This window comes from Streptomyces sp. 7R007, assembly GCF_054850255.1.
This window is the reverse complement of sequence record NZ_JBTWMV010000023.1, coordinates 29,979-56,826: the sequence shown is the minus strand read 5'-3', so window position 1 is coordinate 56,826 and position 26,848 is coordinate 29,979. Positions and strand designations below refer to the sequence as shown.

22 protein-coding genes and 1 pseudogene are annotated in these 26,848 nt (G+C 72.5%); 12 read left to right on the top strand and 11 right to left on the bottom strand.

Annotation, left to right across the window (positions count from 1 at the left end; all coding sequences use genetic code 11):
* Positions 1-38 precede the first annotated feature (38 nt).
* The 3 genes and pseudogenes from ACYF6T_RS27350 (at position 39) to ACYF6T_RS27340 (ending at position 3,456) form a co-directional block, all read left to right on the top strand.
* The gene (locus ACYF6T_RS27350; RefSeq protein WP_461699678.1) at positions 39-1,400 is read left to right on the top strand and encodes an FtsW/RodA/SpoVE family cell cycle protein; all 1,362 of its coding nucleotides are present in this window, start codon (positions 39-41) and stop codon (positions 1,398-1,400) included.
* Positions 1,397-2,875, top strand: a complete 1,479-nt coding sequence (locus ACYF6T_RS27345) for a penicillin-binding transpeptidase domain-containing protein (protein WP_461699677.1) — start codon at positions 1,397-1,399, stop codon at positions 2,873-2,875. Before ACYF6T_RS27350 ends, ACYF6T_RS27345 begins: the two co-directional genes overlap by 4 nt.
* A gap of 45 nt (positions 2,876-2,920) precedes the next feature.
* Positions 2,921-3,456 (top strand): annotated as a pseudogene (locus ACYF6T_RS27340) (DUF3291 domain-containing protein).
* A 9-nt stretch (positions 3,457-3,465) separates the two neighbouring features.
* Here the strand turns inward: ACYF6T_RS27340 and ACYF6T_RS27335 are convergent.
* A complete protein-coding gene (locus ACYF6T_RS27335; protein ID WP_461699675.1) occupies positions 3,466-4,575 on the bottom strand; it encodes a ferritin-like domain-containing protein in 1,110 nt (369 codons plus the stop codon).
* A gap of 89 nt (positions 4,576-4,664) precedes the next feature.
* Here ACYF6T_RS27335 and ACYF6T_RS27330 point away from each other — a divergent pair, with 89 nt between their 5' ends.
* From ACYF6T_RS27330 to ACYF6T_RS27315, 4 genes are all read left to right on the top strand, one after another.
* Positions 4,665-5,603, top strand: coding sequence for an AurF N-oxygenase family protein (locus ACYF6T_RS27330; protein WP_461699674.1), 939 nt, complete (start codon positions 4,665-4,667; stop codon positions 5,601-5,603).
* 119 nt (positions 5,604-5,722) lie between these two features.
* Positions 5,723-6,376, top strand: coding sequence for a TetR/AcrR family transcriptional regulator (locus ACYF6T_RS27325; protein ID WP_461699673.1), 654 nt, complete (start codon positions 5,723-5,725; stop codon positions 6,374-6,376).
* A gap of 10 nt (positions 6,377-6,386) precedes the next feature.
* Complete coding sequence (locus tag ACYF6T_RS27320; RefSeq protein ID WP_461699671.1) at positions 6,387-6,665, top strand: hypothetical protein; 279 nt, start codon at positions 6,387-6,389, stop codon at positions 6,663-6,665.
* A 103-nt stretch (positions 6,666-6,768) separates the two neighbouring features.
* Complete coding sequence (locus tag ACYF6T_RS27315; protein WP_461699669.1) at positions 6,769-7,863, top strand: C40 family peptidase; 1,095 nt, start codon at positions 6,769-6,771, stop codon at positions 7,861-7,863.
* Here the strand turns inward: ACYF6T_RS27315 and ACYF6T_RS27310 are convergent.
* Genes ACYF6T_RS27310 through ACYF6T_RS27290 form a run of 5 tightly spaced genes read right to left on the bottom strand, consistent with a single transcriptional unit; the run spans position 7,842 to position 13,835 of the window.
* Positions 7,842-9,089: a styrene monooxygenase/indole monooxygenase family protein gene (locus ACYF6T_RS27310; RefSeq protein ID WP_461699668.1), complete on the bottom strand. Its 1,248-nt coding sequence runs from the start codon at positions 9,087-9,089 to the stop codon at positions 7,842-7,844. The genes ACYF6T_RS27315 and ACYF6T_RS27310 overlap by 22 nt on opposite strands.
* Positions 9,090-9,135: 46 nt before the next feature.
* Positions 9,136-9,777: a GTP-binding protein gene (locus tag ACYF6T_RS27305; protein WP_461699666.1), complete on the bottom strand. Its 642-nt coding sequence runs from the start codon at positions 9,775-9,777 to the stop codon at positions 9,136-9,138.
* Complete coding sequence (locus ACYF6T_RS27300) at positions 9,758-10,177, bottom strand: DUF742 domain-containing protein (protein ID WP_461699664.1); 420 nt, start codon at positions 10,175-10,177, stop codon at positions 9,758-9,760. The genes ACYF6T_RS27305 and ACYF6T_RS27300 overlap by 20 nt, the downstream gene beginning before the upstream one ends.
* Positions 10,174-10,674 carry a roadblock/LC7 domain-containing protein gene (locus ACYF6T_RS27295; protein ID WP_461699663.1) on the bottom strand — a complete coding sequence of 167 codons (501 nt, stop codon included), beginning with the start codon at positions 10,672-10,674 and terminating at the stop codon, positions 10,174-10,176. The genes ACYF6T_RS27300 and ACYF6T_RS27295 overlap by 4 nt, the downstream gene beginning before the upstream one ends.
* Positions 10,671-13,835, bottom strand: a complete 3,165-nt coding sequence (locus tag ACYF6T_RS27290) for a sensor histidine kinase (protein ID WP_461699661.1) — start codon at positions 13,833-13,835, stop codon at positions 10,671-10,673. Before ACYF6T_RS27290 ends, ACYF6T_RS27295 begins: the two co-directional genes overlap by 4 nt.
* Positions 13,836-14,220: 385 nt before the next feature.
* Here ACYF6T_RS27290 and ACYF6T_RS27285 point away from each other — a divergent pair, with 385 nt between their 5' ends.
* Entirely contained in the window at positions 14,221-15,012 is a 792-nt protein-coding gene (locus tag ACYF6T_RS27285) for a hypothetical protein (RefSeq protein ID WP_461699659.1), read from the top strand.
* Positions 15,013-15,019: 7 nt separating this feature from the next.
* On the opposite strand, the gene ACYF6T_RS27280 is transcribed toward ACYF6T_RS27285, so the two are convergent.
* On the bottom strand, positions 15,020-17,707 hold the full coding sequence (locus tag ACYF6T_RS27280) for a hypothetical protein (RefSeq protein ID WP_461699658.1): 2,688 nt from the start codon (positions 17,705-17,707) through the stop codon (positions 15,020-15,022).
* 128 nt (positions 17,708-17,835) lie between these two features.
* Between ACYF6T_RS27280 and ACYF6T_RS27275 the strand changes: the two genes are divergently transcribed.
* The gene (locus ACYF6T_RS27275) at positions 17,836-18,594 is read left to right on the top strand and encodes a PIG-L deacetylase family protein (RefSeq protein WP_461699657.1); all 759 of its coding nucleotides are present in this window, start codon (positions 17,836-17,838) and stop codon (positions 18,592-18,594) included.
* A gap of 4 nt (positions 18,595-18,598) precedes the next feature.
* On the opposite strand, the gene ACYF6T_RS27270 is transcribed toward ACYF6T_RS27275, so the two are convergent.
* The gene (locus ACYF6T_RS27270) at positions 18,599-19,090 is read right to left on the bottom strand and encodes a MarR family winged helix-turn-helix transcriptional regulator (RefSeq protein WP_461699656.1); all 492 of its coding nucleotides are present in this window, start codon (positions 19,088-19,090) and stop codon (positions 18,599-18,601) included.
* Between the two features lie 235 nt (positions 19,091-19,325).
* On the opposite strand from ACYF6T_RS27270, the gene ACYF6T_RS27265 reads away from it, so the two are divergent.
* Positions 19,326-20,150: a lysozyme gene (locus ACYF6T_RS27265; RefSeq protein WP_461699654.1), complete on the top strand. Its 825-nt coding sequence runs from the start codon at positions 19,326-19,328 to the stop codon at positions 20,148-20,150.
* Between the two features lie 73 nt (positions 20,151-20,223).
* Here ACYF6T_RS27265 and lon read toward each other — a convergent pair whose 3' ends face one another.
* Positions 20,224-22,638 (bottom strand): endopeptidase La, encoded by a 2,415-nt coding sequence (lon, locus tag ACYF6T_RS27260; protein ID WP_461699653.1) that lies wholly within the window; start codon positions 22,636-22,638, stop codon positions 20,224-20,226.
* A gap of 268 nt (positions 22,639-22,906) precedes the next feature.
* Here lon and ACYF6T_RS27255 point away from each other — a divergent pair, with 268 nt between their 5' ends.
* Positions 22,907-24,421, top strand: coding sequence for a sulfatase family protein (locus ACYF6T_RS27255; RefSeq protein WP_461699652.1), 1,515 nt, complete (start codon positions 22,907-22,909; stop codon positions 24,419-24,421).
* Between the two features lie 143 nt (positions 24,422-24,564).
* Here ACYF6T_RS27255 and ACYF6T_RS27250 read toward each other — a convergent pair whose 3' ends face one another.
* Together ACYF6T_RS27250 and ACYF6T_RS27245 are read right to left on the bottom strand one after the other, a co-directional pair.
* On the bottom strand, positions 24,565-25,287 hold the full coding sequence (locus tag ACYF6T_RS27250; RefSeq protein ID WP_461699650.1) for a rhomboid-like protein: 723 nt from the start codon (positions 25,285-25,287) through the stop codon (positions 24,565-24,567).
* A 140-nt stretch (positions 25,288-25,427) separates the two neighbouring features.
* Positions 25,428-25,904, bottom strand: a complete 477-nt coding sequence (locus ACYF6T_RS27245; RefSeq protein ID WP_461699649.1) for an AAA family ATPase — start codon at positions 25,902-25,904, stop codon at positions 25,428-25,430.
* A 142-nt stretch (positions 25,905-26,046) separates the two neighbouring features.
* On the opposite strand from ACYF6T_RS27245, the gene ACYF6T_RS27240 reads away from it, so the two are divergent.
* Positions 26,047-26,724 carry a spermine/spermidine synthase domain-containing protein gene (locus ACYF6T_RS27240; RefSeq protein WP_461699648.1) on the top strand — a complete coding sequence of 226 codons (678 nt, stop codon included), beginning with the start codon at positions 26,047-26,049 and terminating at the stop codon, positions 26,722-26,724.
* Positions 26,725-26,848 lie beyond the last annotated feature (124 nt).

The following is a 26,848-nucleotide window of genomic DNA, read 5'->3' as shown; positions in this document are numbered from 1 at the left end:
TGAGGTCACAAGACACACTATTTGGGTAGGTTCCGGACATGACCAACGCCGGAACCACCGTGGCCCAGGCGGACACCCCCGCCCCCGCGGTCCGCCTCCCCCGGCGCCGTGGCATCGAACTCGCCCTCATCGTCGTCGCCGTACTGCTGTCCGTGTACGGCTACTGCGCTGTCGGTCTGGCCAGGAACGGCACCGTCCCGCCCGGCGCCGCCGGTTACGGCGCCGGGCTCGGCGCGCTCGCGCTGCTGGCGCATCTCGCGGTGCGGCTGCGCGCCCCGTACGCCGATCCCCTGCTGCTGCCCATCGGCGTGCTGCTCAACGGCCTCGGCCTGGTCCTGATCTACCGGCTCGACCTGGAGACGCCGGCCGACCGGGCGGCTCCCACCCAACTCGTGTGGTCCACGCTGGGCGTGACCCTGTTCACCGTGACCGTCCTGCTGCTGCGCGACCACCGGGTGCTCCAGCGGTACGCGTACGTCTGCGGGGCCGCCGCCCTCGCGCTGCTGGCGCTGCCGATCTTCTTCCCGGCGGTCAACGGCGCCCGCATCTGGATCCGGATCGCCGGATTCTCCCTCCAGCCGGGCGAGTTCGCGAAGGTGCTCCTGGCGGTGTTCTTCGCCGCGTACCTGGCGGCGGGCCGGGGCGCGCTGGCGTTCGCGGGCCGCCGCGTGTGGCGTCTGCAACTGCCCACGGGCCGCGTCCTGGGCCCGATCCTCACCGTGTGGCTGATCAGCGTCGGCGTCCTGGTCCTGGAGCGCGACCTGGGCACCTCGCTGCTGTTCTTCGGCCTGTTCGTGGTCCTCCTGTACGTCGCCACCGGGCGCACCGGCTGGATCGCGGTCGGGCTGCTGCTGGCGGCCCTGGGCGCGGTGGCCGTGGGCCGGCTGGAGCCGCACGTGCACGGCAGGATCGAGGACTGGCTGCACCCCTTCGCCTCGATCGAGGCGGGCCAGGGCCCCAACCAGCTCTCCCAGTCCCTCTTCGCCTTCGCGGCCGGCGGTGTCCTGGGCACGGGGCTGGGCCTGGGCCACTCGATCCTCATCGGCTTCGCCGCCAAGTCGGACTTCATCCTGGCGACGGCGGGCGAGGAGCTGGGCCTGGCGGGGCTGTCGGCGATCTTCCTGCTCTACGGCCTGCTGGTCGAGCGCGGCTACCGGGCGGGCCTGACCCTGCGCGATCCCTTCGGCCGTCTGCTCGCCGTCGGCCTGGCGTCCATCGTGGCGTTGCAGGTCTTCGTCATCGCGGGCGGGGTGACGGGGCTGATCCCGCTCACCGGGATGCCCATGCCGTTCCTGGCGCAGGGCGGCTCGTCGGTGGTCACCAACTGGGCGATCACGGCGCTGCTGATCCGGGTGAGCGACTCGGCGCGCGGCCAGGGCGACACCGGGGCCGCCCCGTGACGAGGCACATCCGCCATGCCGCCGCCTTCTGCGTCCTGCTCCTGCTGGCGCTCCTCGTCAACGCCGCCCGCCTGCAGGTGGTGCGGTCGCAGAGCTACGACGCCAACCCGGCCAACCGCCGCGCCGCCATCGCCCGTTACGGCCAGCCGCGCGGCGACATCCTGGTCGGCGGCGAGCCGGTCACCGGCTCCCGGGACTCCGGGGAGCAGCTGCGCTACGAACGGACGTACACGCACGGCCCGTTGTACGCCCCCGTGACCGGCTTCGCCTCGCAGGTGTACGGCACCACGCTGCTGGAGCACACCGAGGACGGCGTCCTGTCCGGCACCGACCCGATGCTGACGCCGTTGCCGCTGTGGAACGAGCTCACCCGCGCCCGGAGCCCGGGCGGGAGGGTCGTCACGACGCTCGACAGGGCCGCGCAGGAGGCGGCGTACGAGGGGCTCGGCGGGCGCAAGGGCGCCGTGGCGGCCGTCGAGCCGGCGACGGGCCGCATCCTGGCCCTGGTGTCGTCGCCGTCGTACGACCCCGGCGTGCTGTCGGGGAACACGGCGGCCACGGAGCGGTCCTGGGCGCGGCTGAACGCCGATCCGGACAAGCCGATGCTCAACCGGGCGGTGCGGCAGACGTATCCGCCGGGTTCGACGTTCAAGGTGGTCACCGCGGCCGCCGCGCTGGACGCGGACGTGGTCACCGACCTCGACGCGCCGACCGACTCCCCCGCCCCGTACACCCTGCCCGGCACGCGCACCCGGCTGACCAACGAGGGCGACGGCTGCGAGGACGCCTCGCTGCGGTCGGCCTTCGAGTGGTCGTGCAACACGGTGTTCGCGAAGCTGGGCGTGGACGTGGGCAGCGCCGCCATGACCCGCACGGCGCAGGCGTTCGGCTTCAACGACGCGCGGCTGCGGATCCCGTTCTCCGTCGCGCCGAGCACCTTCGACACGACGGTCGACCGGGCGCAGTTGGCGCTGTCGTCGATCGGCCAGTACAACACGCGGGCGACCCCGCTGCAGATGGCGATGGTGGCCGCGGCGGTGGCGAACGGCGGCCAGGTCCGCGCCCCCTACCTGGTGGAGCGCACCACCACGGACGGCGGCGGCACCGTCTCCGCGCCCCGGCCGCACGAGGTCCGCCAGGTGATGCGTCCCTCGACGGCCGTACGCCTGAAGGAGCTGATGGAGGACGTGGTGACGGAGGGCACGGGCAGGAACGCGGCCATCCGGGGCGCGGTCGTCGGCGGCAAGACCGGCACGGCACAGCACGGGGTCGGCAACTCCGGGATCCCGTACGCCTGGTTCGTGTCGTGGGCGCAGGGCGAGCGGGACGTGGAGCCGAAGGTGGCGGTGGCCGTCGTGGTCGAGGACGCGTCGGCGAACCGGGGGGAGATCACGGGGGGCGGGGTGGCGGCGCCGATCGCGCGGGCGGTGATGAAGGCGGTCCTCAACTCCGCGCCTCCACAGCCCACTTACTGAGACAGGGGTACCAGGCCCCCGCCCTCCCGACCTAACGTTCGGTACATGACGTCCACCGCGTACCAACTCGCCCAGGTCAACATAGCCCGCCTCAAGGCTCCTCTGTCGTCCCCGCAGTTGAAGGACTTCGTCGACGGCCTCGACCCGGTCAACGCCGACGCCGACGCGGCCGACGGCTTCGTCTGGCGCCTGAAGGGCGAGACCGGCGACGCGACGGACATCGCCGTCTTCGGCGACGAGGGGCTGATCGTCAACATGTCGGTGTGGCGGGACACCAACGCGCTGACGGCGTTCATGTACCAGGGGCTGCACCGGGAGATGCTGGCCCGCCGCCGGGTGGGGGTCCCCCCACGTCTTTAAGACAGTGGGGGAGGTTCGAGCGGGTCCGGGAGGCGATGGTGGCCCTGTGGTGGGTGCCGTCGGGCCACCGTCCCACGGTCGCCGAGGCGGAGGCCCGCCTGCTGCACCTGCGCGCCAACGGCCCGACGCCGTACGCCTTCACGCTGCGCACGTCGTTCCCTGCCGGCACGTCGCAGCCGGTGGCCCTGGAGGTGCCGGACGACCTGGGCTGCTCGGTCTAGTCCGAAGCCTCAGGCACCGCCGCCCCCCGCCTCTATCGCCTCCGCCACCTCCGCGACCCGCTCCGCCTCCTCCGCCGCGAAGCGCTCGGCGTCGAGCTTCTCGGCGATCTCCTCGTCCTGCGCCATCAGCAGGTCCAGGTTCGAGTCACCCATCTCGAAGACGCCCATGTCGACATAGGCCTGCTGGAGCCGCTTGCCCCACAGGCCGATGTCCTTCACGCAGGGCACGATCCGGGAGAAGAGCAACTGCCGGAACAGGGCGAGGAACTCGGAGCGCTCGCTGTACTCCTCCGCCTCGGCCGTGGGGATGCCGAAGTTCTCCAGCACCTCAACCCCGCGCAGCCGGTCGCGCATCAGGTGGCAGCCCTCGATGACGAACTCCTCGCGCTCGCGCAGCTCCGCGTCGCTCAGCTGCTTGTAGTAGTCCCGCAGCGCCATCCGCCCGAACGCCACGTGCCGGGCCTCGTCCTGCATGACGTACGCCAGGATCTGCTTGGGCAGCGGCTTGGTCGTCGTGTCCCGGATCATGCCGAAGGCGGCCAGCGCCAGCCCCTCGATGAGCACCTGCATGCCCAGGTACGGCATGTCCCACCGGCTGTCGCGCAGGGTGTCGCCGAGCAGGGCCTGGAGGTTGTCGTTGATCGGGTAGACCATCCCGACCTTCTCGTGCAGGAAGCGGCCGTAGATCTCCGCGTGCCGGGCCTCGTCCATGGTCTGGGTGGCCGAGTAGAACTTGGCGTCGAGATCCGGCGCCGACTCGACGATGCGCGCCGCGCAGACCATCGCGCCCTGCTCGCCGTGCAGGAACTGGCTGAACTGCCAGGAGGCGAAGTGCTGCCGCAGCTCCCCCCGCTCCCGCTCGCTCATCTTCGCCCAGTAGGGCGTCCCGTGGATGGAGATGGACTCGTCGGGCGTACCGAGCACGTCGTGCGGATCCACCTCGAGATCCCAGTCGATGCGCCGCTGCCCGTCCCACTGCTTGTCCTTGCCCTTCTGGTACAGCGCGAGCAGCCGTTCGCGTCCGTCGTCGTACTCCCAGCTGAAACGGGCCGCGCCCGCCGCGGGAACCTGCCAGAGGGAGTCACCGGGGTCATTGGTGTACAGCTCATGGGTCGGCATACCCGGCAGGCTCCCACATGTAGACCCCGAGTCAACAAGTCCTGCACAAGGGATTGACGGGCTTGCTGACAAGCAGTCTCATAAGAGCCATGACGACTCTCACGGAAGCCGACGCTCTCGACGGCCTGCGCGACGCCCTCGGGCTGCTCAAGGACCGCGAGCAGGTCGCCGAGCGGCTCCTCGCCTCCTCCGCGAAGCACTCCTTCGACCCGGACAAGGAACTGGACTGGGACGCCCCCTTCGAGGAGGGCAAGTGGTTCTGGCCCCCGGAGCTGGTGTCGCTCTACGACACGCCGCTGTGGAAGCGCATGAGCGAGGAGCAGCGCATCCTGCTCTCCCAGCACGAGGCGGCGGCCCTGGCCTCCCTCGGCATCTGGTTCGAGATCATCCTCATGCAGCTGCTGGTCCGTCACATCTACGACAAGCCGGCCACCAGCGCCCACGTGCGCTACGCCCTCACCGAGATCGAGGACGAGTGCCGGCACTCGAAGATGTTCGCCCGCCTCATCTCCCGCGGCGACACGCCCTGGTACCCCGTGGCACGGGTCCACCAGCACCTCGGCCGCCTGTTCAAGACGATCTCCACCACGCCGGGCTCCTTCACCGCCACCCTCCTCGGCGAGGAGGTCCTCGACTGGATGCAGCGCCTGACCTTCCCGGACGAGCGGGTGCAGCCCCTCATCCGCGGCGTCACGCGCATCCACGTCGTCGAGGAGGCCCGCCACGTCCGCTACGCCCGCGAGGAGCTGCGCCGCCAGATGGTGACGGCCCCGCGCTGGTCGCAGGAGTTCACGCGGATCACCTCCGGCGAGTTCGCCCGCGTCTTCTCGGTCGCCTTCGTCAACCCCGAGGTCTACACGAACGTAGGCCTGGACAAGCGCGAGGCCATGGCCCAGGTGAAGGCGAGCGCCCACCGCCGCGAGGTCATGCAGACCGGCGCCAAGCGCCTGACGGACTTCCTGGACGACATCGGCGTCCTGCGCGGAGCAGGCCGCCGCCTGTGGAAGTCGTCGGGCCTCCTGGCCTAGCGACAGCCGCGTACGGCGGCAAGGGACCGGGGTGGGGGGACCGCCCGCAGGTGCTACGCGCACCCCCACCAAACCCACACATGCGCCGCAGGCATTCCACGACGGTTACGCTGCTGGTCATGACCCCGTCGGCCCCGACCCCCGCCTACCGTCGCCTCAGCGTCGAGGAGCGCCGCAGCCAGCTCCTCGACGCGGCCCTCGGCCTCTTCGCCCACCGCGCCCCCGAGGAGGTCTCCCTCGACGACGTGGCGGAGGCGGCCGGCGTCTCCCGCCCCCTGGTGTACCGGTACTTCCCCGGCGGCAAACAGCAGCTCTACGAGGCCGCCCTGCGCTCCGCCGCCGAAGAGCTCCGGCACTGCTTCGACGAGCCCCGCGAGGGCCCCCTCCTGCCCCGCCTCGCCCGCGCCCTCGACCGCTACCTCACCTTCGTCGACCAGCACGACCCCGGCTTCAGCGCCCTCCTCCAGGGCGGCAGCGTGGTCGAGACGTCCCGCACGACGGCGATCGTGGACGGCGTGCGCAGGGCCGCCGCCGAGCACATCCTCAGCCACCTCCGGGTCCCCGACCCCGGCCTGCGGCTGCGCATGACCGTACGGATGTGGATCACCGCGGTCGAGGCCGCCTCCCTCATCTGGCTCGACGAGGGCAAACAGCCGCCCGCCGACGAACTGCGCGACTGGCTGGTGGACCAGTTCGCGGCCGTCCTGTCGGTCACCGCGACCCGCGACCCGCAGACGGCGGCGCTGGTCAGGTCGCTCGCCGAGGATGGCTGAGACTACTGCCGTGAAGAGCGAAGAGACCCCCTTCGAGGGCGGCCCCATGGACGGCAGGGTCCTGCCCGTCCTGCTGGGCCCCACCGGCCGGCCGCCCAAGACGTACCGCATCCCCGTCCCGGACGCGGCCGGCGGCCCGGCCACGGTCCTGGTCTACCGCCGGGTCCCCCGCGGCCACAGCAAGCGCCTGGGCGTACCGCAGGGCTGGAAGTACGAGTACGACCCGCAGGGCAAGCCCACCGGGCGCCTCCGGTGGCCCTGGTCCAGGCCGGCCGACACCGACGGGTGACGGGATTACTGCAAACCGCGCACACTCGGCGCGCGCGCCCCGAGCGATCCCCTGAAGCTCGCGGTGCGGAGCAGAGGGGCTGCCCCGCACCGGAGGTGATGACGTGTCAGGAAGCCTTCTGCGTCTGGTGTGTACGGCGGCGGTGGCGGCCGGCACCGCGCTCGCGCCCGTGCCCGCCGCGGCCGACCCCGCCCCCGCGCCCGGGCCCGACGGGCGCAGCGTAGCCCAGCTGCTGACGGACCTTCAGAAGCTCTACCACGAGGCCGAACAGTCCACCGAGACCTACAACGCGACCGCCGAGAAGCTCGCCAGGCAGCGCGCCGAGGTCACCCGCCTGGACACCGCCCTGGCCCACGCCCGCCTCTCCCTCCAGGACAGCCGCAGCGCGGCCGGCCGTCTGGCCCGCCAGCAGTACCAGAACAACAGCACCGCCCTCTCGCCGTACCTGCGCCTGCTGCTCGCCCGCAATCCCCAACAGGCCCTGGACGAGGGCCATGTGCTCGGCCGGGTGGCGCGCGACCGCGCCGAGACGCTGGGCCGCCTCACCGGCACGGAGCAGAAGGCCGCCGAACTGGCCCGCAAGGCCCGCAAGGCGCTCGACGAGCAACTCTCCCTGGCCGCACGGCAGAAGAAGAGCAAGGACGACGTACGGCGCCGTCTGGACGACGTGGAGGAGCTGCTCGCCTCCCTCACCCCCGAACAGCTCGCCGCGCTGGCCGAGTTGGAGAAGAAGGACGTCGACAGGGCCCAGTCGCACCTGCTGACCTCCGGCGCGCTGGGCGACGACGACCGCGAGCCGTCCCGCGAGGCGGACCGGGCGGTGCGCTACGCGGTCCGGCAGCTCGGCAAGCCCTACGAGTGGGGCGCGCAGGGCCCGGCGACGTACGACTGCTCGGGCCTGACCTCCCAGGCCTGGCTGCACGCCGGCAGGCCGATCCCGCGCACCAGCCAGGAGCAGTGGGCGCGGCTGCCGCACGTGCCCCTGACCGAGCTGCGCCCGGGCGACCTGGTCGTCTACTTCCCCGAGGCCACGCACGTGGCGATGTACCTCGGGGACGGCAAGGTCGTCCAGGCCCCGCGCACCGGCGAGAAGGTCACGGTGTCACCGGTGGCGGCGTACCCCGTCCTGGGCGCGGTCCGCCCGGACGGCGATCAGGGCACCGGGACCGGGGACGCTCAGCCGAACGTGGCCAGGTAGGCGGCCGTCTTCTCGGGGTCGTAGAAGAAGTTCTCGAAGTCGGCCGGGTTGTCGAAGCCGTTCGCGAACCGGTCGGCGACCGGCTGGATCTGGCCGGCGGCGCCGATCAGGTTCAGGATGTGCTCCGGCGGCGGGGCGAGCATGGCGTTGGTCCACTTGGTGACGTGCTGCGCGGTCTCCCAGTAGCGGTCGAACGTCGCCTGCATCCAGGCCTCGTCGAACGCGCCGTCCCCGCGCTCCAGGATCGAGGCGAGGTAGGCGGCGGCGCACTTGGACGCCGAGTTCGAACCCTGCCCGGTGATGGGGTCGTTGGCGACGACGACGTCCGCCACGCCGAGGACCAGGCCGCCGCCGGGCAGCCGGCCGACGGGCTTGCGCACGGTCGGGGCGTAGCGGCCCGACAGCACACCGCCCGCGTCGGTCAGTTCGACGTTCTTGGCCCGCTCGTACTCCCAGGGGGTGTACCGCTCCATGAGTTCCAGGGTCAGGGAGAGGTGCTCCGCCGGGTCCTTCACGCCGGTGAAGACGTCGAGCGGGCCGCCGGGTATGCCCTCCCAGAACAGGATGTCGGCCGGCCCGGAGGTGGTGAGCGTCGGCATGACGAAGAGCTCGCCGACACCGGGGACCAGGTTGCAGCGGACGGCGTAGTAGTCGGGGTGCTCGGGGCGCGGGCCCAGCCCGTGGACGTAGGCGACGGCCAGGGCGCGCTGCGGCTCGCTGTAGGGGGAGCGCTCGGGATCGCGGGCGAACATGGACACCAGCTCGCCCTTGCCCGCCGACACCAGCACCAGGTCGTACGTACGGGAGAAGTAGTCGAGGTCGCCGACGGCCGCGCCGTGGATGACCAGCTGGCCGCCGCGCTGCGCGAACGTCTCCATCCAGCCGGCCATCTTCACCCGCTGGTCGACCGACTGCGCGTACCCGGCGAGCCGGCCCACCCAGTCGATGGCCCGCGCCGCCGGGCCCTCGGCCCACGAGCCGGGGGCCGCGACCGAGACGCCGAGCCCCTCGATCTTCGGGGCCTGGGACTCCCAGAAGTTCAGCTGGAGATCGCGCTCGTGCTGCAGTGCCGTGTGGAACATGCACTGGGTCGACATGACCCGGCCGGAGCGGATCTCGTCCGCCGTCCGGTTCGACATCAGGGTGACCTCGTACCCGTGCGACTGAAGGCCGAGGGCGAGCTGGAGACCGGACTGACCGGCTCCTACGACGAGTATCTTCCGCATACCGGGGCTGTTCTCCTACTCGGGGACTGCTGGACTGCTCGGTGGACTACTCGGGGGTTTCGTCCAGCGCGTGGGCGACGAGGGACAGGAGGGTCTCGATCACCGAGATCCTCCGCCGCGCATCCATGATCATTACAGGTATGTGCGCGGGGATCGTCAACGCCTCCCGCACGTCCTCCGGTTCGAAGCGCTCGCTGCCGTCGAAGTGGTTGACCGCGACGACGTACGGCAGTCCGCAGCTCTCGAAGTAGTCCAGCGCGGGGAAGCAGTCCTTCAGCCGCCGGGTGTCGGCGAGGACGACCGCGCCGATCGCGCCGCGCACCAGGTCGTCCCACATGAACCAGAACCGCTGCTGGCCCGGCGTGCCGAACAGGTACAGCACCAGGTCGTCGTCGAGCGTGATGCGGCCGAAGTCCATGGCCACGGTGGTGGTGAGCTTGCCGGGCGTGGCGGTGAGGTCGTCGGTCTCCTCGCTCGCCTCGGTCATCAGCGCCTCGGTCTGCAGCGGCGTGATCTCCGAGACGGCGGTGACGAGGGTGGTCTTGCCGACGCCGAAGCCGCCGGCCACGACTATCTTCGTGGCGATGGGCGCGCGGGTGCGGTCGGTCTGCCAGGACTTCAGGTCCTCGTCGGTGTCCCTCACACCGGTGTCGCCGAAACCGGTGTCATCAAAGACGGCGGAGTCCACTCAGCACCCTTTCCAGCAGAGCGCGGTCCGGGCGGCCCGTGCCGTGCCCGGTGCCCGTTCCGTAGACGCGGATCTTTCCCTGGTCGGCGAGGTCGCTGAGCAACACGCGGACCACGCCGAGCGGCATCTTCAGCAGCGCGGCGATCTCGGCCACCGTGCGCATACGGCGGCACAGGTCGACGATGGCCCGCATCTCCGGCATGACCCGGGTGGTGAGGGAACCATTCGTCAACTCCTTGCGCTCCTCGGGGGCTTCGAGCGCCGCGACGAACGTCTCCACGAGGAGGACGTGACCGAAGCGGGTACGGCCGCCGGTGAGCGAGTAGGGGCGGACGCGGGCGGGCTTGCGGTCGCCGCCGCGGACGGGGAGCGTCTGCTTCGTGCGCTGGTCGCCGGTCATCGCGTACTCCCCGCGGACTCCTGCTCCAGGGATTTCCGTAGCTCGCTGCGGAGTTCGGGCGTCAGGACGTGGCCGGCGCGGCCGACGAACAGGGCCATGTGGTACGCCACCACGCTCATGTCGCAGTCCGCGGAGCCGTGGACGCCGAGCAGGGAGCCGTCGCTGATCGACATCACGAACAGGCTGCCCTCCTCCATCGCGACCATCGTGTGCTTCACGCCGCCGAACTCCATGAGCTTGGCGGCGCCGATGGTGAGGCTGCCGATGCCGGAGACGATGGTGGCGAGGTCGGCGGCGGAGCCACGGGGGCCGGTGCGCTTCTCCTGCTTGGCCTTGGCCTCGGCGTTTCGGCCCGGGTCGGAGGAGAGCAGCAGCAGGCCGTCGGACGAGACGACGGCCACTGACTGGATGCCCGGCACCTCCTCGACCAGGTTCGTCAGCAACCAGTGCAGGTTGCGGGCTTCACTGCTCAGTCCGAAGGTACTGGGCGCGGTCAACTGCTTGCCTCCTCGACTGTGCCCCCCGTGGCTGGTGTCCTGGTCTGGCCGGTCTGCTCGGCGATCTCCGCCTGGACGTCGCGGTAGCCGGCCTGGGCGCCCTGGCGGAACCCGCCGAGCCTCCTGCGGAGGGCTTCGGCATCCACCGAGCTGGGGCGTTGGCGTGGGGTCTGGGCGGGGGCGGTGATCTTCGGGGTGCGCTTGGGGAGGCCCTTGGCGGTGACGGGTTCCTCGTCCGGGGTGCGGGTGTGTTCGGACCGCGCCTCGGCTTCCCCTTCGGCGGGTTCGTGCCCACCCGCACCACCCGTGCGGCTCTCACGCTCGCCTGCGGGTGGCCCCACCGGGCCGTCCCCACCGCCGGCGACCGCGGGTTGCGTGGGGGTGGGAGCGTCAGCGCCCTGAACGGCACCGGGACGCGCGCGGGTGGAGGCGTCTGCGCCCTGAGCGGCACCCGGATGCGTGTGAGTGGAAGCGGCCTCTGCGCCGTGGGCGGTGCCGGATTGCGCGTGGGTGGAGGCGTCTGCGCCCTGGGCGGTGCCGGGTTGCGTGTGGGTGGGGGCCTCTTCCGCGGTTTGCGCCGGGATGAACAGCTCCATCGTGGTCTCGGCGGCGGACAGCCCCACCCCGGCCCGCTCCCGCGCACCCTCGCCCGCGTCCTGCTCGCCGGGCTCCCATCCGGAATGCCCCGACCCTGGCCTCTGGCGCACGACGCCCTCGGACTCCGGCGACCCGGGCACGGCCCCGTCGCGGCCGTCGCGCTCGCCGGCGGAACGCTGCGGCTCCTGCGGCTCGCGTGCGGCCCCCTCCGGCTTCGTCCGTTCCCCCGCAGCCGCGGCCGCAGTCGGACCCGGGTCCGACCCCAGCGGCTCGGGCGCGGGCTCGGTGGGCTGCCGTGCGGGTGTGTCCTCGCCGGTCTCCTCCCGTTCCCGTACCGCCCGCTCCGCCAGGTCCACCAGGGGGTCGGACGACTTCGGGCGGGTGGGGAGGAGGTTGGAGTTGGCTTCGGCGTCGGCGCCGGGGAGGGAGTAGGTGTGGGCCTGGGAGTAGGGCGTGGCGGAGGGGACGGCCGCGGTGGGGGCCGCCGCGAGGAGCGTGCTCGGCAGGACCACGACCGCGGCGACACCCCCCTGCTTCTGCTCGCGCAGCTGCACGCGGACACCGTGGCGGTGGGCCAGGCGCGCGACGACGTACAGGCCGAGGCCGAGACCGTCGTCGCCCTCCTGGTCGTACGGCGACTCAGGGTCGAACTCGGCGAGGCGGGCGTTGAGGCGGCTCATGCGCTCGCCGGTCATGCCGATGCCCTCGTCCTGGACGGAGAGCATGACCTCGCCGTTCTCCAGCAGCCAGCCGGAGACCTCGACGGGCAGGTCGGGCGGCGAGAAGGAGGTGGCGTTCTCCATCAGCTCGGCGAGCAGGTGGGAGAGGTCGTCGGCCGCGAAGCCCACCACGTGCCCGTGCGGCGGCAACGCGGCGATCCGCACCCGCTCGTACCGCTCGATCTCGCTGACCGCGGCCCGCACCACGTCGACCAGCGGCACGGGCCCGGCGCTCTGCTGGACGTGTTCGGTGCCGGCGAGGACGAGGAGGTTCTCGCTGTGCCGGCGCATGACGGTGGCGAAGTGGTCGAGTTTGAAGAGCGTGGCCAGCCGGTCGGGGTCCTGCTCGCGCTCCTCCATGCCCTCGATGACGGTGAGCTGGCGCTCGACGAGCCCCAGCGTGCGCAGCGCGAGGTTGACGAAGGTGGACCCGATGCTGGTGCGCAGCCGCTCCAGCTGGGCGGCGGACTCGGCGATCTCGGCGCGAAGTTCCTCGCGCGCGTCCGCCATCTTCTGCCGCTGTCCGACCAGGTGCTTGCGGTCGGCCTCCAGGGTGGCGATGCGCTCCTGGAGGGCGACGGCGTGCGCGTGCAGGGCGTTGACGGAGCGGACGACCTGCGCGAACTCGTCGTTGCGGCCGGTGAACTTGACGGGTTCCTCGGTGGTCACGTCCTCCGCGCCGGCCAGCCGGGCGGAGCCCAGCCGCAGGACGGCGAGCGGGCGGGTGAGACTGCGGGCCATGGCGGTGGCGGTGCCGACGGCGATCAGCAGCAGCGCGCCGAGCACGGCGATACGCAGCTCCAGGGCGCTCACGTCGTCGTCGCGCAACCGGGCGAGGTCCTTGGTGCGGCGGTCGTAGAGCGCGGACTCCACGCCCCGCATGGCGTCCACGCGCGCGGAGAGGGCGGCGTCCACCTTGGAGGTGCTGGTGCCGAGTTCGGAGTCGGAGAGCGTCGGCTGGTCGGTGAGGGAGGCGAGGTACTTGTCGGCGCTGTTGACCTCGGGACCGGTGACGGTGGAGTCGTACGACGTCCGGGCGGCCTTCGGCGCGGTGTCCCGGAAGTCGGCGAGGGCCGCGTCGGAGCGCAGCCGGGCCTGCTGGGCGGCGGCGGTGAGGGCGTCGCGGGTCTTGGTGTCGGCGGCCGAGGAGGTGGTCTCGGTGGTCGCCAGACCGCTCACCGGGTTGATGACGGTCTGCTCGGTGGTGGGCACGTTGAGCGCGGCCAGCAGCAGTCCGCGGGCTGCGGCGGCCTGCTGGACGGCGGTGTCGAGCTCGGCGAGGGCGTAGGCGCCGGATCCGGCCCGCGGCGGCATCTGCTCGGCCAGCTGCTCGGCGAGGGCGTGCAGCTTGGTGATGGCGGCGGAGTAGGCCTCGTGGGCCTGCAGGGCGCTGCTCTGGCCGGTGAGCGCCGAGCGGCGCACGGAGGCGATGTCGTCGAGGTCGGCGCGCAGGGCGGCCGGGGTGTCGGTGTCGGCGCGCAGGTCGTCGACCTGCCGGTCGACGCGGGCGCTGCGCTGCTCGGAGGGGGCCTTGGACTTGGGCCGCCCGGCGGCGATGTAGGAGGTGACCTCGTCCCGCTCGTCGGCCAGCGAGTGGGCCAGCGCCAGGGCGTCCTGGGTCTGCCCGGCGAGCGTCACCAGGTCCTGGGAGTCCTTGAGCTGGGAGGAGGCGGCCAGTACGGAGGGTGCGCCCGCGCCCGCGATCGCGGCGGCGACGACCGCGACGGCGACGACGAGGCGGTTGCGTACGTGGGTGGGACGGCCCTTGCCCGCGGCGGGGGCGACGGCCGTGCCCTCCCCGGAGGCCGGTTGGCTGCCTGTGCGACGAGGCCGCGTCTTCTGCACCGGTGCTCGCATTCCTGACTCGTGTACTCGTGTACTCATGGGCCCGGGTGACGTTCCGTCAACGGATGCCGACTGTGAGTATCCCCGGTACGGTCCCCGACCCTCCCAGTGCCGGTGGGCAGTGGGCGCGCATCACCTGACCCGCCACCCGAAGGAGTGAACATCGGAGGGGAGTTGGCGGGCAAGTTCCTCTGGCCCTTGCAGCGGTCTTGTCCGGCGGGCCGGTTGGACGTCCACGGCGACCGGTGGCAATATGTGCCGCCACGCCTTCCCGGAGCGGCGAATTCCCCCGCAAAACAGACGCCTGACCTGCGAGAGTGCGTGAACTCCGCGACCGTTGGCGGCCTTTCGTGAACGCTGTGAAGAGCTCGTGCAGACTGGCCGGATGCGTACGGAACTTGTTTCGGAACCCGGCGATCCGGCCCACCCCAACGAGGACTTCGCGAGCGTCGCCCTACCGGCTTCGGGCCAGGGCGGCGCGGTGGTCGTCCTGGACGGCGTGACCCCGCCGCGGGGCGGCACGGCCTGTCTGCATTCCGTCCCCTGGTACACCGCACGGCTCGGCGGCGCGCTGACCGAACTGACCGTTTCCCGCCCGGATGTTCCGCTCTCCGAGGTCCTCGGCGAGGCCATCGGGCGCACAGCTTCCACCCATGCGCACACTTGTGACCTTTCTCACCCGCGCACCCCGCAGGCCACGGTGGTGGTGGCCCGGTGGTCGACGCGGTCGGTGGAGTACCTGGTCCTGTCGGACTCGGCGCTGCTGGTGGAGGCCCCCGACGGCTCGGTGACGCCGGTGCTGGACGACCGGCTCGCCCGGCTCCCCCCATCCGCCCTCGCCGCGGACGCCCTGATCGACAGCACCCTCCGCAACAGGGAAGGCGGCTTCTTCACGGCGGCGGCCGACCCCTCGGTCGGGGCACGGGCGGTGACGGGCTCCCTCCCCCGGGACGCCGTACGAACGCTGGTGGCGCTGACCGACGGCGCGGCCCGCTGGGTGGAGAAGTTCCGCGAGGGCGACTGGTCGGACTGCTTCCGTTTCGTGCGGAAGGAGGGGACGGCCGCGTTGGTGGACCGCGTGCGGGAGTTGGAGCGCGCGGACGAGGAGAAGCGTGCGTTCCTCGGCCGCAGCAAGACCCACGACGACGCGACGGCCGTCTACGTCGACCTGCGGTGACCCGCCGTCAGGGCCCTGGGGTCTGCGAGGAGGTGACCGAGGGCCGGTTGTCCGCGGCGGGACCGGTGTCGGGGGTGATCCAGGCGCCCACCATCGTCGTCGCCAGCGTGGTGGCCGCCGCCACCAGCACGGTGGTCGCCGGGACGGCCACCGCCGACAGCGAACGGAAGTTGCGGATCTGCCCCCAGCGCAGGCCCGCGGCGCGCACGAGCCGGGCCTCCCAGTACAGGCCGAGCACCAGGAGCACGGCGAGGCAGTTGCCGGTGGTGATCAGCAGGGAGACGACGAAACGGCCCGGTTCCAGTCCCTGGTGCAGCAGTTGGGCGAGTTCCACGGGCAGGACGACGGCCAGCAGGCACAGCGCCTTGCCGATGGGACCGTCGCCGCGCAGCCACGAGTAGGCGTAGCCGTAGACGAAGCCGTAGAGGGGCCAGCGCAGGCAGTAGGCCCAGGCTTCGACGTTCTGGATGTCCTGCACCTGGCCGAGCAGCGGCGGGAGCGTGTACGAGAGCCACGGCACGGTGAGCAGGGCCAGCGTCGCCGCTCCCGCCACGCCGTTGCGCAGCCCGCTGCGGCCGCCCGAGGTGCCCAGGGCCACGGTCCTGAGGGCTGCGGAACGCTGGGGCGACGTGCCGCGTGCACCGAGCCCGCCCAGGCTCGCCCAGCGCCGGCTCCACTCGCGGGTGCTCAGGTCGCCGGAGGCGAGGCCGGCCCGGGAGGCGGTGAGGAACTCGCGGCGGCCCGCCGCCAGGGCCTGGTCCTTCAACAGGGCGTGCACCAGCCGGTTGTGGACGCGGGGACGGGCGTCGTGCAGGCGGGCGGCCCGGTCCCCGGCGGCGGGCGGGAGCAGCCAGGAGAAGCCGACGGCGGCGATCACGAGGGCGGTGTAGTAGGCGCTGCGCGTGTCCCAGCCGAACGGGGAGAACCCGCGGAAGCCGAGGCCGGATCCCGCCGCGGCGACACCCAGGGCGAGCATCGCGGTACGGGTGTACCGGGGCCAGCCTCCCTCTCCCGGTCCGGCGTCACACCTGCGCAGATACGTCAGAGCGGCCCAGGCGATGCCCAGTTCGATCATGCCCAGGGGCCAGCTCGCGGCGGTGTAGTCGTCCGGCCCGGTCGTCTGCCACACGTCGTCGTACATGTTCCACTCGAAACCCTGGTGGACACCGACCGCCGTCCCCACCGCGACGCCCAGCAGGGCCGCTCCGGAGGACCACGCGACCCATCTGCGCCCGTCGAGGAAGGTCAGCAGGGCCCACACGACGGCGGCCCAGCCCCAGGCGATGCCCGCGAAGCCGATCGAGTCCGCGGCCTGCCACGAGGGGAAGGGAAGGTAGGTGTAGGTGATGGGCAGTCCCATACCGGGTCCGGCGGCGAGGACGGCCAGCCAGGTGCCGATCGCGGCGGTGCCGGCCCAGCGCCGCCCCGCGCTTCCGCACAGGCCCGCCGTCAGGGCCCACGCCACGGCCACGGTGACGGCGATCGCGGGGACCAGGACGAGGAGGGGGCCGGCGGTCCGGCCCGTCACCGCGAGGGTCGTCATGGGGATCAGCAGGAGGAGGCTCGGAACGGCCAGAGGCAGCAACCGCCCCGGTGTGGGAGCGCGGCCCTCGGTCAGCCGCACGGCGAAGGCCGCCACCAGGAAGGGCAGCACCACCCACCACCAGACGGTCAGGGCCGCCCCGCCCGGATAGGTGAGGAAGGACCACTGCGGGGACGAGTCGCCGGGTTCGTTCAGTGAGTAGAGCAGCAGGACACCCGTCAGGGCGCTGCCCGCGACGGCCGAGGCGACCCAACGGCGCCGGGTGGCCTCCGGCGCCCAGTCCCGCACGAAGGGCACCAGCCAGTACCGGGCCACCGCCACCACGGCCAGGATCAGCCAGAGCGCCTCCCACCCCGCGCCCGGCGTCTCCTGGAGCGCACGGGCGACGAAGGCCGCGCCGCCCGGCCGGCCGGTGGGCGGGTAGTCCCGGCCGTCCAGTTCCACGGTGACCCGGGCGGCCCGGGCCGGGAGCAGCAGGACCGCGCTGTGGGCGCTCTGCCGGAGCACAGCCGCGCCCCGGAGGCTGCGGATGGTGCGGTCGGAGGTGTCGATGGTGACGGTCCACCGGTCGAAGACACCGTGTGCGCCGAGCCGGCCGTCCCGCACCTGGAGGGTGACCACGGTGTCCCCGTTGACGCAGTCGTAGGCGTCGCCCTGCCATCTGTCGGAACTGAGCGCCGTCGCCCGCACCGGAGCGCCGGATCCGCTCTGCCGGAGGATGTCGTCCCCCACGTACGCCTGGAAGGCCCGGTAGGAGCAGTCCGCGCTCTTCTGCCGTCCGAGTCCGATCTCGAACGGCAGCCAGTCGACGAGGATCTGATCTCCGGTCCGCAGGTCGTCGACCATCGGGTCCCGCTGACGGAGCGTCGCGACGTACGTGGTGTTCACGACCCACAGGCCGGCGTCGGCGCCGGTGCCCGCAGTGATGCGCACCCGTGTGGTCCCGCTCCGCGGTGGATGCCCCGTCGCCCGGTACCGCTTGCCGACCTGCGCGGTGCTCTCCGCGGCCCCCTTGCCGTCCTGCCCGCCACCGTCGTCGCTCGCCGCCGCGGCCGCCCGCTCGTACACCCCCTCGGCCGACCCCACCCACCCCACGCGCGCGGCCACCGGTGCCGCGAGGACCATCGCGGCCAGCAGTGCTCTCGCCGTCACCCGGCCGAATCGGCGTATCCCCCCGGACATCCCCCACCGCCCCCGTCGTCCCGCGACTCGTATCGGCCACGGACAGGGCAGACTGAGCCGACCCTCCCTTACCCGTCCCGAAGCCGGAGGATGCGTCCATGTCGCTGCCCAGCCTCCTGGGCGTGTTCGCCCATCCCGACGACGAGTCCCTCATCGCCGGCGGTGTGCTCGCCCGGCACGCGGGCGGTGGGGCCCGTACCGGTGTGGTCACCGCCACCTGGGCCGAAGGCACCCACCGGGTACCGGAGTTGGCGGAGGCGCTGCGGATTCTGGGGGCCGGGAAGCCACGGCTGCTCGGGTACGCGGACGCCCGCGTGCCGGAGTCGGCGCCCGGCGCGGTCCGGTGGTGCGACGCGCCGCTCGACGAGGTCGTGGGGCGCGTGGTGGCGCAGATCAGGGAGTTCCGGCCGGAGGTCGTCGTCACGCACGACGCGTACGGGAATCTGTCCGGTCACCCCGATCACGTCCACACCCACCGGGTGGCGCTGCTCGCCGCGCAGGCCGCCGGTCTCGGCGGTCTGTACCCGGACGCCGGCGCGCCCTGGCGGCCGCGCGCCCTCTACCTGGCCACGCACCCGGAGTCGGCCGCCGGGGAGTTGGGCGGGCACCTGGTGAGGAGTGGAAGGCAGTTCCACGCCGTGCCGGACGCGTGGGTGGGCGCGCGCGTGGACGTGCGGCCGTGGCTGGAGCAGAAGACCGGCGCGGTCCTGGCGCACCGCAGCGAAGTCGAGCGGGGCGCCCTGCCCGGGCGGCTGGCAGCGCTCCCGGCGGCCGACCGGGAGCGGCTGCTGGCCACGGAGTGGTACGTCCGCCACGAGCTCGCGCCCACGGCGGGGACGCGAACGGAGCTGTCCTGAGCGCCTACTTCTCCATGACACCGTTCAGCTGGTGCAGCAGGCGGGCCAGTTCGGCCACCTCGCGCCGGTCCCAGTGGGCCAGCTGGCTGACGTAACGGGCCCGTCGGGCGTCGCGGACCCTGCTCACCCGGCGGTGGCCCTCCTCCGTGAGGTGCACGAGCCAGGCGCGTCCGTCGGCCGGGTCGGGCTCGCGGGCGACCAGGCCCAGCTCCTCCAGGGCCCTGAGCTGGCGGGACATGGTGGCCTTGCCGACGCCGATGTAGGCGGCGAGCTCCGTGGCCCGCTGGCGTCCGCACTCGTCGAGGCGGACCAGGAGGCCGTACGCCGCCGACTCCAGGTCCGGATGGACCTCGCGGGCCATCTCGCCCTGGTTGGCGCGGGCGCGCCGCAGCAGGACGGTCAGTTCGCGTTCCAGGGACAGGTACTCCTGGTCTGCACCACTCGGTGACGCCACCGATCCGACTCGGCGTCGCTCGCCGTTTCCGCCTTCGTGCACGTCAGTCCCCGCCTCGGTTTTCCCGGTCCTGAAAGTTTCCGCCAACCGCCGTCGTCGCCGCAGCTCCGCCAGTATTTCGCAGGGCTAGACCAACGGCAGCCTCCGGCCCCTCTTCCCACTCCCCGGTCTACGTGCGTAGCGTCTCTCTCCGGCACCTCTGGCATGACCACGCCATCCCCCACGGCACCGTGCACATCCCCCACCGAGCATCACCGAGCCTTCGGAGGCACTGCCCATGCCTGTGCACAGACCCGGAACGCTCCGCCCCCGGCGCCTCTTCCTCCTCCTCGCCGGACTCCTGCTCACCGCCCTCCCGCTGGCCCTCACCACCCCGGCCGACGCGGCCTCGAAGCCGGCCCGCGGCACCGCCCGCATGGGCATGGGCGTCGTCGCCCACGACGGCCAGGGCGGCTCGCCCGCCCCCACCGCGGTCACCCAGACCGAGGGCGTCGACGTCTCCGGCTACCAGGGCAATGTCGCCTGGTCGACCCTGTGGAGCAGCGGCGTGAAGTGGGCCTACACCAAGGCGACGGAGGGGACGTACTACACGAACCCCTACTTCGCCCAGCAGTACAACGGCTCCTACAACGTCGGCATGATCCGCGGCGCGTACCACTTCGCCACACCCGACACCACCAGCGGTGCCACCCAGGCCAACTACTTCGTCGACCACGGCGGCGGCTGGTCGGCGGACGGCAAGACCCTCCCGGGTGTCCTCGACATCGAGTGGAACCCGTACGGCGCCGAGTGCTACGGCAAGTCGGCGAGCGGGATGGTCGGCTGGATCGCCGACTTCCTGAACACCTACAAGTCCCGCACGGGCCGTGACGCGGTCATCTACACGGCCACCAGCTGGTGGACCGACTGCACGGGCAACTACGGCGGCTTCGCCTCCGCCAACCCGCTGTGGATCGCCCGCTACGCCTCCACCGTGGGGACGCTGCCGGCCGGCTGGTCGTACTACACGATGTGGCAGTACACCTCCTCCGGTCCCACGGTCGGCGACCACGACAAGTTCAACGGCGCCCTGGACCGCGTCCAGGCCCTCGCGAACGGCTGACGCACCGGCGTACGGCGAAGGCCCGGGCCTCCCTCACGAGAACCCGGGCCTTCTCCTCATCCCGCAGCGTCCGTCACGCCGCCACGGGAACCTCCGGCGCCGCCTCGCTCGTGGCGGGGGCGAGCGCCAGCTCCAGGACCTGGCGGACGTCCGTGACGGCGTGGACGTCGAGCTTGTCCAGCACCTCGGCGGGGACGTCGTCCAGGTCGGGCTCGTTGCGCTTGGGGATGATCACGGTCGTCACCCCGGCCCGGTGGGCGGCCAGCAGCTTCTGCTTCACGCCGCCGATGGGCAGCACCCGCCCGGTCAGCGAGACCTCGCCGGTCATCGCCACGTCCGTGCGCACCAGCCGGCCGGACAGCAGCGACGCCAGCGCCGTCGTCATCGTGATGCCGGCGCTCGGGCCGTCCTTGGGGACCGCGCCGGCCGGGAAGTGGATGTGCACGCCCCGGTCCTTCAGGTCGCCGACCGGCAGCTCCAGCTCCGCGCCGTGCGAGCGCAGGAAGGACAGGGCGATCTGCGCGCTCTCCTTCATCACGTCGCCCAGCTGGCCCGTCAGCGTCAGGCCCGCCGCGCCCGTCTCCGGGTCGGCCAGGGACGCCTCGACGAACAGCACGTCGCCGCCGGCGCCGGTCACCGCCAGGCCCGTCGCCACGCCCGGGACCGCCGTGCGGCGCTCCGCCGGGTCCTGGGCCGACTCCGGGACGTGGTGCGGACGGCCGATCAGCGCGCGCAGGTCGCCGTCCGTGACGGTGAACGGCAGCTCCCGCTCGCCCAGTTCGTGCTGGGCCGCGACCTTGCGCAGCAGGCGCGCGATGGAGCGCTCCAGGTTGCGGACCCCGGCCTCGCGCGTGTACTCGCCGGCCAGCTTGCGCAGCGCGCTCTCGTCGATGACGACCTCGTCCTTGTCCAGCCCCGCCCGCTCCAGCTGGCGCGGGAGCAGGTGGTCGCGGGCGATGACGATCTTCTCGTCCTCGGTGTAGCCGTCCAGGCGGACCAGCTCCATACGGTCCAGCAGGGCCTCCGGGATGGCTTCCAGGACGTTCGCCGTCGCGAGGAACACCACGTCGGAGAGGTCGAGTTCGACCTCCAGGTAGTGGTCGCGGAAGGTGTGGTTCTGCGCCGGGTCCAGGACTTCGAGGAGGGCCGCGGCCGGGTCGCCCCGGAAGTCGGAGCCCACCTTGTCGATCTCGTCGAGCAGGACCACCGGGTTCATCGACCCGGCCTCCTTGATCGCGCGGACGATACGGCCGGGCAGCGCGCCCACGTACGTACGCCGGTGGCCGCGGATCTCCGCCTCGTCGCGCACGCCGCCGAGGGCGACCCGCACGAACTTGCGGCCCATGGCGTGGGCGACGGACTCGCCCAGCGAGGTCTTGCCGACGCCGGGCGGGCCGACGAGGGCCAGCACGGCACCGCCGCGCCGCCCGCCGACCACCCCGAGCCCGCGCTCGCTGCGGCGCTTGCGCACCGCCAGGTACTCGGTGATGCGCTCCTTCACGTCCTCCAGGCCGGCGTGCTCGGCGTCCAGGACGGCCTTGGCGCCCTGGATGTCGTAGGCGTCCTCGGTGCGCTCGTTCCACGGCAGTTCGAGGACGGTGTCCAGCCAGGTGCGGATCCACGAGCCCTCGGGCGACTGGTCGCTGGAGCGCTCCAGCTTGTCGACCTCCTTCAGGGCGGCCTCGCGGACCTTCTCGGGCAGGTCGGCGGCCTCGACGCGGGCCCGGTAGTCGTCGGACTCCTCGCCCTCCTTCTCGCCGTTGAGCTCGCGCAGCTCCTTGCGCACGGCCTCCAGCTGGCGGCGGAGCAGGAACTCGCGCTGCTGCTTGTCGACGCCTTCCTGGACGTCCTTGGCGATGGTCTCGGCGACGTCCTGTTCGGCGAGGTGGTCGCGCAGCTGCTGGGTGGCGAGCTTGAGGCGGGCGACCGGGTCGGTGGTCTCCAGCAGTTCGATCTTCTGGTCGGTGGTCAGGAAGGGCGAGTAACCGGAGTTGTCGGCGAGCGCGGAGACGTCGTCGATGGCCTGCACGCGGTCCACGACCTGCCAGGCGCCGCGCTTGCGCAGCCAGGCGGTGGCGAGGGCCTTGTACTCCTTGACCAGTTCGGTGACGTGGCCGGGCAGCGGCTCGGGCACGCTCTCGTCGATCCTCGTCCCCTCGACCCACAGCGCCGCACCCGGGCCGTTGGTGCCGGCGCCGATCTTCACACGGCCGCGGCCGCGGATCAGCGCGCCCGGGTCACCGTCGGCCAGCCGGCCGACCTGCTCGACGGTGCCGAGGACACCGGTGTTCGCGTACGTCCCGTCGATGCGTGGCACGAGGAGGACCCTGGGCTTGCCGGGCTCGGACCGGGCGGCGGCCTGGGCGGCCTCCACCGCGGCGCGCACGTCGGCGTCGCTCAGGTCCAGCGGAACCACCATCCCGGGCAGCACGACCTCGTCGTCGAGCGGCAGCACGGGCAGGGTGAGCGGTGTGGACGTCGAAGCCATGATCTCCCCTTCGGCAGTCAAGTTGAGCTATGCCGACTCAATGCTCGGGAGCGCTCGATTGTTCCTGGACGCATGTTCGCCCTGAGCGATCACCCCGCCGGGCTCCCGGCCGAAGCGCGGACGCGCGGACCGCCGGGACACCGCAAACCCGCCGCCACGAATCCGCAACGGCATTCACAGGAACGGACGGCACACTGCAAGCTCGTCCACAGCCTGTGAGAGCCCTCATACGGGGATGTCAGGCGTTTTACGGGGACTTGGGGAGCGGATGGCCGAGGAGCAGCGGCGGGGGCCGGCCAGGCGGGCGCTGATCGCGGGGGCGGCGGTCGTGGCCGCCGGGGCCGCGGTGCCGCTCGTGTCGCGGGCCACGGGCGCCGGGAAGCCGACGGGTACGGCGACCAGCCGGGCGCCCCGCACCGCCGCACCGGTGGCGGGCCGCAGCGTCGCCGCCCCCTCCCCCGTCCCGCACCGCCGTGCCCCCGGCGACGACCGGCCCAACATCCTCTTCGTGCTCACCGACGACCAGCCCAAGGAGACGGACTGGGCGATCCGCCGGACCCTGGACTGGCTCGGCGGCCACGGCACCACGTTCAGCCGCGCGCACGCCAACACCCCGCTGTGCGCGCCCTCGCGCGCCTCGATCATGTCGGGCCGGTACGCCCACAACCACGGCGTCCTCGACACCCGGCACCCGTACCACCTGGACCAGCGCACCACCGTCCAGCGGCGGTTGCACGACGCCGGCTACCGCACGGGCCTGTTCGGCAAGTACCTCAACTACTGGCACACCGGCGACGATCCGCCGTACTTCGACGAGTGGCTGCTGCAGGAGCCGGTGCGCTACTTCGACGGCCACTACAACGACGACGGCACCGTCCGGAACATCCCCGGCTACGACACCACCGTCATCAAGGACCGCGCCCTCGCCTTCATCGAGGCCTCCCGCATCGACCGCCGGCCGTGGTTCGCGTACGTCGCCACGCGCAGCGCGCACGAGCTGAACATCCCGGAGCGGCGCTACGCCCGCGCCCGCGTGCCGGACTGGGAGGGCCGGCCCTCCGTCTTCGAGACCGACAAGGCCGACAAGCCGCCGTACCTGCGCAGGGCGCACCACACCTTCGCCGAGGGAACAGCCCTGCGGGAACGCCAGTTGCGCACGCTGCTGTCGGTGGACGACGCGATGCGCGACTTCCGGGACATGCTGCGCCGGCTGGGCCAGTCGGAGAACACGCTCGTCGTCTTCACCAGCGACCACGGCCTGTGCTGGGCCGACCACGGCTGGCTGCGCAAGTCGGTGCCCTACCGGCCCTCGCTGGAGGTGCCCTTCCTGCTGTCCTGGCCGGCGGGCGGCTTCGGCGGGGGCGAGGACGACCGGCTCACCGGCCACGTCGACATCGCGCCCACGTTGCTGGACGCGGCCGGCATCACCCCGGACACCGCGCACGACGGCCACTCGCTGCTCGACCGCGGCAACACCCGGGAGCACCTGCTGGCCGAGTGGTGGTGGAACCGGCAGGACCGGCAGCCGATCCACTCCTGGGCGACGTACATCGGCCGGTCGGAGCAGTACACCGAGTACTACCGCACCCGCCTCGACACCGCCGGACGTCCGGGCGGCAGCGGAGAGGTGCTGTTCCGGGAGTACTACGACCTCGCCGCGGACCCCTACCAGTCGACCAACCTGCTGCACGGAGCGAGCGACCGGCGGGCACGCGAACTCGGCGTCCCGGCCCTGGCGGCGCAGCTGTCCTCGGCACGGCGGGCAGGGCGGTACGGCGGGTAGGGCGGCACGGCGGGGTAAGGCGGTGGGGCGGGTAAGGCGGTACGGCGGGTAAGGCGGTACGGCGGGTAGGGCGGCACGGCGGGGTAAGGCGGTGGGGCGGGTAAGGCGGTGGGACGGTACGGCGGGTGGGGGCGTGGGGCTCCCTAGGATGTTCCGGCCGCCGCCCAGCGTCGGACCGCCGGCCACAGGGCGACACCGATCGCCAGCGAGATCAGGTGACCCCAGTTGGTCATCGGATCGGTGAAGGCGAGCCGGGCGGAGAGGACCACGGCGCCGAAGCCGGCCAGCAGCGGCCAGCGCAGCCACGGCCTGAGCAGGCCCGCGAGGGCGCCCACGCTCGTGGCGACGCCGAAGCTGATGCCGTAGTCCATGCGGTGCAGCGAACTGCCGGGCAGATGACCGACGAGCACCGCGAGCCCGACCGGGACCTCGGTGGCGAGGGTGGCCAGGACGTGACCGGCGAGGAAGACCACGGCCGCGCGGGCACCGCCCAGGCGCCGCTCCAGGGCGGACAGCACGAGCAGGAAGAGGAGGGTGTACGGGGAGAGGATCCCGCCCGCGATCCACAGCGCACTGGCGAGCAGCACGGGGACGGGCGTCCGCAGCAGGTGCGCCACGTCGGTGCTGGAACCCTGGTGCAGGGCGTGGACGAGGGCGGGGTCGGCGTAGGCCGCGATCAGTGAGGTGACGGCGAGGACGGCGGCGTAGCCGAGGGTGAAGACCGGCGTGCGCGGGAGGCGGCGCCGGACGGCCGGCCTCGGCGGGGTGGCGGCGGGGACGAGGGCGCCGCGCTGACGCGGAAGACCGTCCAGGAGACCGGCGGGGTCGCGAAGACGCACGGCGTCGGCGGTAGGGGCGGTTTCCACGGTGAACGCGCTCCTCCCGCCCCGTCCGTCAGTCGGTCTCCCCCAGCCTTCGCAATCCCACGGGTCGCTGTCTGTGACCGACGCCACGCGGGGCGCGATTCACAGCAAGCTCCAAGGAGGGCGGCGGACGGGCCGTCCGGTCATGACCGCGCCGACCGACACCCGGGTGAAGGAACTCGCCGACCTAGGATCAGCAGCAGGGGCCGGCGGGCGGCCGTCACGGCGAGGAGTTCGGCGACGTCCCCGGCCAGCCGCAGCCGGGCCGCCTCGGGGTCGGCGCCGCGCAGGGCGGAAGGCGCGGTGCCGGAGACCAGGGCGCGCAGCGGGGGCGACGCGGCCACCAGCCGGCCGCCGGCCACGTCGTCCGCGACCAGCTCCCGCAGCAGCCGTGACCAGGGCCGGAAGGCCCGTCCGGCGGTCTCCGGCGGGCACCAGGTCCAGCGGACGCGGAAGGCACCGGCGCCGGCTGCGGCCTCCTCGGCGGTACGGGTCTTGCCCGCGCCGGCCGCCCCGGTGAGCGTGACGAGCCCGCCCCGGCCGGCGGCGGCGCGTTCGAGGGCGGCCGCGAGCTCGCCCAGCACGTCCTCGCGTCCCACGAACGGGTACGTCGCGGCCATGGCAGTCCTCGCCGTCGTGTCACGCCCTTGCCTGCTTCGAGCGTAGGCACGCCCCGCCGGCTTCGCGCGGCGTACGGCGCACGCGCGGCGGTCACCGGTAATTCCCGTGGTCGTCAAGCCCAGTTCGTGCAGGATGGCAGTCATGACCACCCTCGATGACATCCCCGTGGTCCTGGACCGCCGGCAGGGCCCCTACGGCGAGGTCGTGCTGCGCCGGCACGGCGAGTTGCTGCAGATCATCGCCAACGGCTGTTTCCTGATGGACACCTCGGACGGCCGCTCGGAGCGGCTGCTGGTCGACGCGGCGCTCGCCGCGCTGGACGACCGGCCCGCGCCGCACGTGCTGATCGGCGGGCTGGGGGTGGGGTTCTCGCTCGCACATGCCGCGGCCGAGCCCCGCTGGGGCGCGATCACCGTCGTGGAGCGGGAGCGCGCGATCGTCGACTGGCATCGCGACGGGCCGCTGTCGGCGCTGTCCGCCGAGGCCCTGGCCGATCCCCGCACCCGGATCGCGGAGCGCGACCTGGTCGACCACGTCAATGAGACTTCCGCCACGTACGACGCCCTGTGCCTGGACATCGACAACGGTCCCGGCTGGACTGTGACCGAGGGCAACCAGACCCTGTACTCGCCGGCCGGACTGGCAAGCTGCGCAAGGGTGTTGACGCCGGGCGGGGTGCTCGCGGTGTGGTCGGCCGAGCCCTCCCCGGAATTCGAAGAAACCTTGTGGAATGCCGGGTTCAAACAGGTGCGTACCGAAGAGATCCCCGTTGCCCGGGGCGTTCCGGACGTCGTGCACCTCGCCGTCCGACCTGGATAGCCGAGGCGCGGTCACTCCCCGTACCCTGCTTCCCTGACGCGGATCATTCAAGCGTCAATCGCAAGCATGCGCAGGCACAGCCAGTCAGCGGGATCACCCCACGGATTCCGGAAAGCAACTTTGG

Coding starts and splice junctions, on each gene's coding strand:
- ACYF6T_RS27350 (WP_461699678.1), top strand. CDS start 39: ATGACCAACGCCGGAACCACCGTGGCCCAGGCGGACACCCCCGCCCCC.
- ACYF6T_RS27335 (WP_461699675.1), bottom strand. CDS start 4,575: ATGCCGACCCATGAGCTGTACACCAATGACCCCGGTGACTCCCTCTGG.
- ACYF6T_RS27330 (WP_461699674.1), top strand. CDS start 4,665: ATGACGACTCTCACGGAAGCCGACGCTCTCGACGGCCTGCGCGACGCC.
- ACYF6T_RS27325 (WP_461699673.1), top strand. CDS start 5,723: ATGACCCCGTCGGCCCCGACCCCCGCCTACCGTCGCCTCAGCGTCGAG.
- ACYF6T_RS27310 (WP_461699668.1), bottom strand. CDS start 9,089: ATGCGGAAGATACTCGTCGTAGGAGCCGGTCAGTCCGGTCTCCAGCTC.
- ACYF6T_RS27300 (WP_461699664.1), bottom strand. CDS start 10,177: ATGACCGGCGACCAGCGCACGAAGCAGACGCTCCCCGTCCGCGGCGGC.
- ACYF6T_RS27285 (WP_461699659.1), top strand. CDS start 14,221: ATGCGTACGGAACTTGTTTCGGAACCCGGCGATCCGGCCCACCCCAAC.
- ACYF6T_RS27275 (WP_461699657.1), top strand. CDS start 17,836: ATGTCGCTGCCCAGCCTCCTGGGCGTGTTCGCCCATCCCGACGACGAG.
- ACYF6T_RS27265 (WP_461699654.1), top strand. CDS start 19,326: ATGCCTGTGCACAGACCCGGAACGCTCCGCCCCCGGCGCCTCTTCCTC.
- lon (WP_461699653.1), bottom strand. CDS start 22,638: ATGGCTTCGACGTCCACACCGCTCACCCTGCCCGTGCTGCCGCTCGAC.
- ACYF6T_RS27255 (WP_461699652.1), top strand. CDS start 22,907: ATGGCCGAGGAGCAGCGGCGGGGGCCGGCCAGGCGGGCGCTGATCGCG.
- ACYF6T_RS27245 (WP_461699649.1), bottom strand. CDS start 25,904: ATGGCCGCGACGTACCCGTTCGTGGGACGCGAGGACGTGCTGGGCGAG.
- ACYF6T_RS27240 (WP_461699648.1), top strand. CDS start 26,047: ATGACCACCCTCGATGACATCCCCGTGGTCCTGGACCGCCGGCAGGGC.